The 4,529-nt window shown below is 44.8% G+C and carries 2 protein-coding genes and 3 pseudogenes; 3 read left to right on the top strand and 2 right to left on the bottom strand.

Annotated features, from left to right (window positions below; translation table 11 throughout):
* Positions 1–1,229 (bottom strand): T3SS effector E3 ubiquitin-protein ligase IpaHb (ipaHb, locus tag BHE85_RS10850; RefSeq protein ID WP_128832481.1); only part of this gene is annotated, 1,229 nt, incomplete at its 3' end.
* Positions 1,230–1,719: 490 nt separating this feature from the next.
* Here ipaHb and BHE85_RS10845 point away from each other — a divergent pair.
* Together BHE85_RS10845 and pgl are read left to right on the top strand one after the other, a co-directional pair.
* Positions 1,720–1,815, top strand: a pseudogene (locus tag BHE85_RS10845) (DNA invertase); the annotation flags it as partial.
* A gap of 294 nt (positions 1,816–2,109) precedes the next feature.
* Positions 2,110–3,104: pseudogene (gene pgl, locus BHE85_RS10840) on the top strand (6-phosphogluconolactonase).
* Positions 3,105–3,144: 40 nt separating this feature from the next.
* Here pgl and BHE85_RS10835 read toward each other — a convergent pair.
* Positions 3,145–4,097, bottom strand: a pseudogene (locus BHE85_RS10835) (LysR family transcriptional regulator).
* 211 nt (positions 4,098–4,308) lie between these two features.
* Here BHE85_RS10835 and BHE85_RS10830 point away from each other — a divergent pair.
* The coding region (locus BHE85_RS10830) for an IS1 family transposase (RefSeq protein ID WP_005004670.1) at positions 4,309–4,529 on the top strand (221 nt) is incomplete at its 3' end.

Here is a 4,529-nt window from a genome sequence, read left to right as displayed (position 1 = left end):
TTGTTCCATGTGAGCGCGACACGGTCCTCACAGCTCTCAGTGGCATCAGCAGCAACAGCGAAAGACTGCTGTCGAAGCTCCGCAGAGGCACTGAGTTTTTCCAGCCATGCAGCGACCTGTTCACGGAATCCGGAGGTATTGCGTGCAGAGACGGTATCGGAAAGGCGGTCAAGGAACGCGGAGAATGCCCGGGAATTCTCCTCGGTGGAAAAAGAAGTCCATTGTGTAGAAACCTCCCGACGATCTGCTTCAGGAAACCAGGCTGCCACAGTTTCGGGAAGAGGGGGGATCTGAAAGTTCTGCCCCCCTTCAGTGATGACTCTGATATGGCGCGAATGTAAATTTTGCGGCAACATCTGGCGTAAAAACAGTCTGTTTTGGTCTGACAGGGAAATACGAAACTGAGGCCCGTTAAAATTTGGAACCGAAGTTTGCTGTATTAAGAATAGCAGAGTTTGATCTGATAAGGGGTTATTTGCAATCTCAATAGTTATATGAGGATCTAAACGAAAAAGATTTGTCGGGATTGTAGTTATTTGGTTGTTTTCAAAATAAAAAAATCTTCTCATGATAATATTTTCTTGGATGTTTGGTAAGTTGCTTAATCTATTGCTATATGCAAAAAGAAGTTGCAGTCTCCTAGGTAAAGGGGGCAGTTCAGTAAGATGGTTGTGCGCAACCTTAAGTATCTTAAGATTAGAAGGCAGAGATGGAAGAGTTTGCAGTTCGTTGTTCCTAACCTCAAGTTTTTTTAAATTCAAGGGTAATGAAGGCAGTGTGGATAACCTATTATACTCTGCGCTTAGTGATTTGATGGTGTCTGGTAATAACGGCAGATTCTCTAATTGATTTTCGGACACATCCAAAGTTATTAGATAATGTGGTAATGCAGATATATGTGTTAAGAAATTATCTCTTGCAATAAGTTCTTTAATATTTTCAGGTAAATCAGTAAGGATGGTTAATTTATTACAGCTCACATCAAGCTTTTTAATGCAAGCAGGGAGTACAGGTAACGAGGAAAGCGCCAAGGCTCGCAGGTCCAGTTTATGCCCCTTAGAGGTAAGACATGCACGAAGTCTTCTTACCGCCTCAGTACGCTGTTCTTCCGGTAACCCCTGTTTCTCCCAATCATCCCATTCGGACAAATAATGGTTGGGGGATGTAATTTTGCTGATATGTGGAAATAAACAGGATGAAATATTTCTGAGCATATTAATTTCTCGCATATGGATATGGAATTAGATTGTGAATAAATTGTATTTAATGTATCTCTCCTAATGAGGAGGGTGTTTCAGAATATTCGCCATAAGGGAATGAGTGTTATATCATGCTTTCTATCCTGGTAAGTATGTTTGCTTTTTTCGTATATTTGGTTCATCTTTTTTTGATGTTTTACATATTCACAATGCAGAGGATTTATACCAGAAGACATTAGTCTTGAGTAAGATACTACAACATCTCCAACTATTTTAGCCAGCCTGACTACTTGACTTGGTAATATTTGTTGCTAATAATCATGTATAAAATAAGCTTATATACATAGTAACTTCAGCAAAGGATTTAGTAATGATCCAAATCATATATCAATGTACTGTTTTTTTCTTTAAAAAAACAGTACATTCTATTTTATAATGACTGTGTATTCCCATGGAAGGAGATCACCCAATTCTCCCCCCCGACTTTTGACGCAGTGTCTTGTTAACAGGGGGATTTACCATGCTTATTGGCTATGTACGCGTATCAACAAATGACCAGAACACCGATCTACGACGTAATGCGTTGAACTGTGCAGGATATGAGCTGATTGTTGAGCGAATGGGAGCTTGATTGGAAGTTGTTAGGGTATGGTGTTTACGGTCGTTGATATGGCGAACAAACGCGGGGAGCGTCACGCTCCCTAAATGGTCGCGAAAATATCTGTGGCATTGTCAAATTTGTGACGGTGACTAATATTTTAATGATATGCCATTCGAAATGGTGTGCTAACGTATTGATTTAATTGTGACGCGATGTTGTATTTTATCGCGTTTTGTTGTCTGTTTTTCATTCGCTTGATGTTGCTATTTACATGAAAAATAAAGAATTTATTGTTTTTGAGGTGTGTTTATGAAGCAAACAGTTTATATCGCCAGCCCTGAGAGCCAGCAAATTCACGTCTGGAACCTGAATCATGAAGGCGCACTGACGCTGACACAGGTTGTCGATGTGCCGGGGCAGGTGCAGCCGATGGTGGTCAGCCCGGACAAACGTTATCTCTATGTTGGTGTTCGCCCTGAGTTTCGCGTCCTGGCGTATCGTATTGCCCCGGACGATGGCGCACTGACCTTTGCCGCAGAGTCTGCGCTGCCGGGTAGTCCGACGCATATTTCCACCGATCACCAGGGGCAGTTTGTCTTTGTAGGTTCTTACAATGCGGGTAACGTGAGCGTAACGCGTCTGGAAGATGGCCTGCCAGTGGGCGTCGTCGATGTGGTCGAGGGGCTGGACGGTTGCCATTCCGCCAATATCTCACCGGACAACCGTACGCTGTGGGTTCCGGCATTAAAGCAGGATCGCATTTGCCTGTTTACGGTCAGCGATGATGGTCATCTGGTGGCGCAGGACCCTGCGGAAGTGACTACCATTGAAGGGGCCGGCCGCGTCATATGGTATTCCATCCAAACGAACAATATGCGTATTGCGTCAATGAGTTAAACAGCTCAGTGGATGTCTGGGAACTGAAAGATCCGCACGGTAATATCGAATGTGTCCAGACGCTGGATATGATGCCGGAAAACTTCTCCGACACCCGTTGGGCGGCTGATATTCATATCACCCCGGATGGTCGCCATTTATACGCCTGCGACCGTACCGCCAGCCTGATTACCGTTTTCAGCGTTTCGGAAGATGGCAGTGTGTTGAGTAAAGAAGGCTTCCAGCCAACGGAAACCCAGCCGCGCGGCTTCAATGTTGATCACAGCGGCAAGTATCTGATTGCCGCCGGGCAAAAATCTCACCTCATCTCGGTATACGAAATTGTTGGCGAGCAGGGACTACTGCATGAAAAAGGCCGTTATGCGGTCGGGCAGGGACCAATGTGGGTGGTGGTTAACGCACACTAACCGCTGATTTAACCGGCGCAGTCTCTCCTGCGCCGGTGTATTAACCTATCTCCTGTAACGCATGTCTCTGGCGTTCGACGATATTGGTCCACAAATTGTCTTTATCGTCAGTCCACAAATTAATCAGCAAGGCAAAAAAGCGTTCAGCTGCCGGAGAAAGCACGGCATCTTTGCGGCGAATAATCCCCAATGTCCGACGTATAACGGGTTCCACCAGTGGGATACCAATAATCGAAGAATAGGGCGCATGGGGCATTGCCAGACCAGGAAGCGCCGAAATCCCCAGTCCTGCCTCCACTAGTCCTAATGACGTCGAAAGATGACGCACTTCGTAAAACCAGTCCAGCTTCCAGGGCTTGTCGGCCAGCTGTTGTTCTATCAACAGTCGGTTGCCGCTGGAGGAGCGTACGCCAATCATTTTGTAACCCACTAACTCCTGCCATTCTACAAGCTGCTTTTTGGCCAATGGATGGTCACGCCGACAGGCAGCACGAACGGCTCGTTGACCAGTGGGGTAAAATCAATGGATGAATTTGTGACGTTGTTCATGTTTATGCCAAAGTCTGATTCGTTACACAGCACCGATTCCATGCAATTATTCGTGCCTTGTTCCAGAATCCGCACTTTAATATTGGGATACAGCTCATTAAATTTACCGATTGCCAGCGGTAAAAAATAAAATACTGCGGTCGGAATACACGCTAACGTCACCATACCACGATGATAAGCATTCATATCACGAATATTAAAAAGCGTTTCATCGAATTTCTTTATTAATTCCCGCGCCTCCGGGAGCAACCTTTTTCCTGCTTTTGTTAACGTAACCTTGCGAGTTGTACGCTCAAATAGTTGAATATGTAAATCTTCCTCCATCTTTTTTATTCTTCGCGTTAATGCAGGTTGCGTAATATTGAGTAATTTAGCGGCATTGTTAAACGAACTGGACTCTGCCAGTATGACAAATGCCTTCATACTTGATAATTCATGCTTCATTATTACTCCGGAAAATGGAAGCGACGATTTTGGGTGGCTGGCCGTTAAAAATTTTAACTGCATTTAGCCAACTTAAATTAATGAAAAAATGTTATTAATCGTTGAGCTAAAGTCATTAGAGATGCTTTGCCCTTAATGTAACCATATCGCAATAAGGGTAATGTTGCCAACTTACTGATTTAGTGTATGATGGTGATTTTAAGGTGCTTGCGTGGCTTCCATTTCCATCAGATGTCCTTCCTGCTCCGCTACTGAAGGCGTGGTGCGTAACGGCAAAAGCACTGCCGGACATCAGCGCTATCTCTGCTCTCATTGCCGTAAAACATGGCAACTACAGTTCACTTACACCGCCTCTCAGCCCGGTACGCACCAGAAAATCATTGATATGGCCATGAATGGCGTCGGATGTCGCGCCAGTGCACGCATTATGGG

The sequence above is a fragment of the Shigella sp. FC1567 genome (assembly GCF_001743015.1).
GTDB classification, from domain to species: domain Bacteria; phylum Pseudomonadota; class Gammaproteobacteria; order Enterobacterales; family Enterobacteriaceae; genus Escherichia; species Escherichia coli.
Note: the sequence above shows the minus strand (reverse complement) of the source record. Positions and strands in the feature narration are given on the sequence as shown.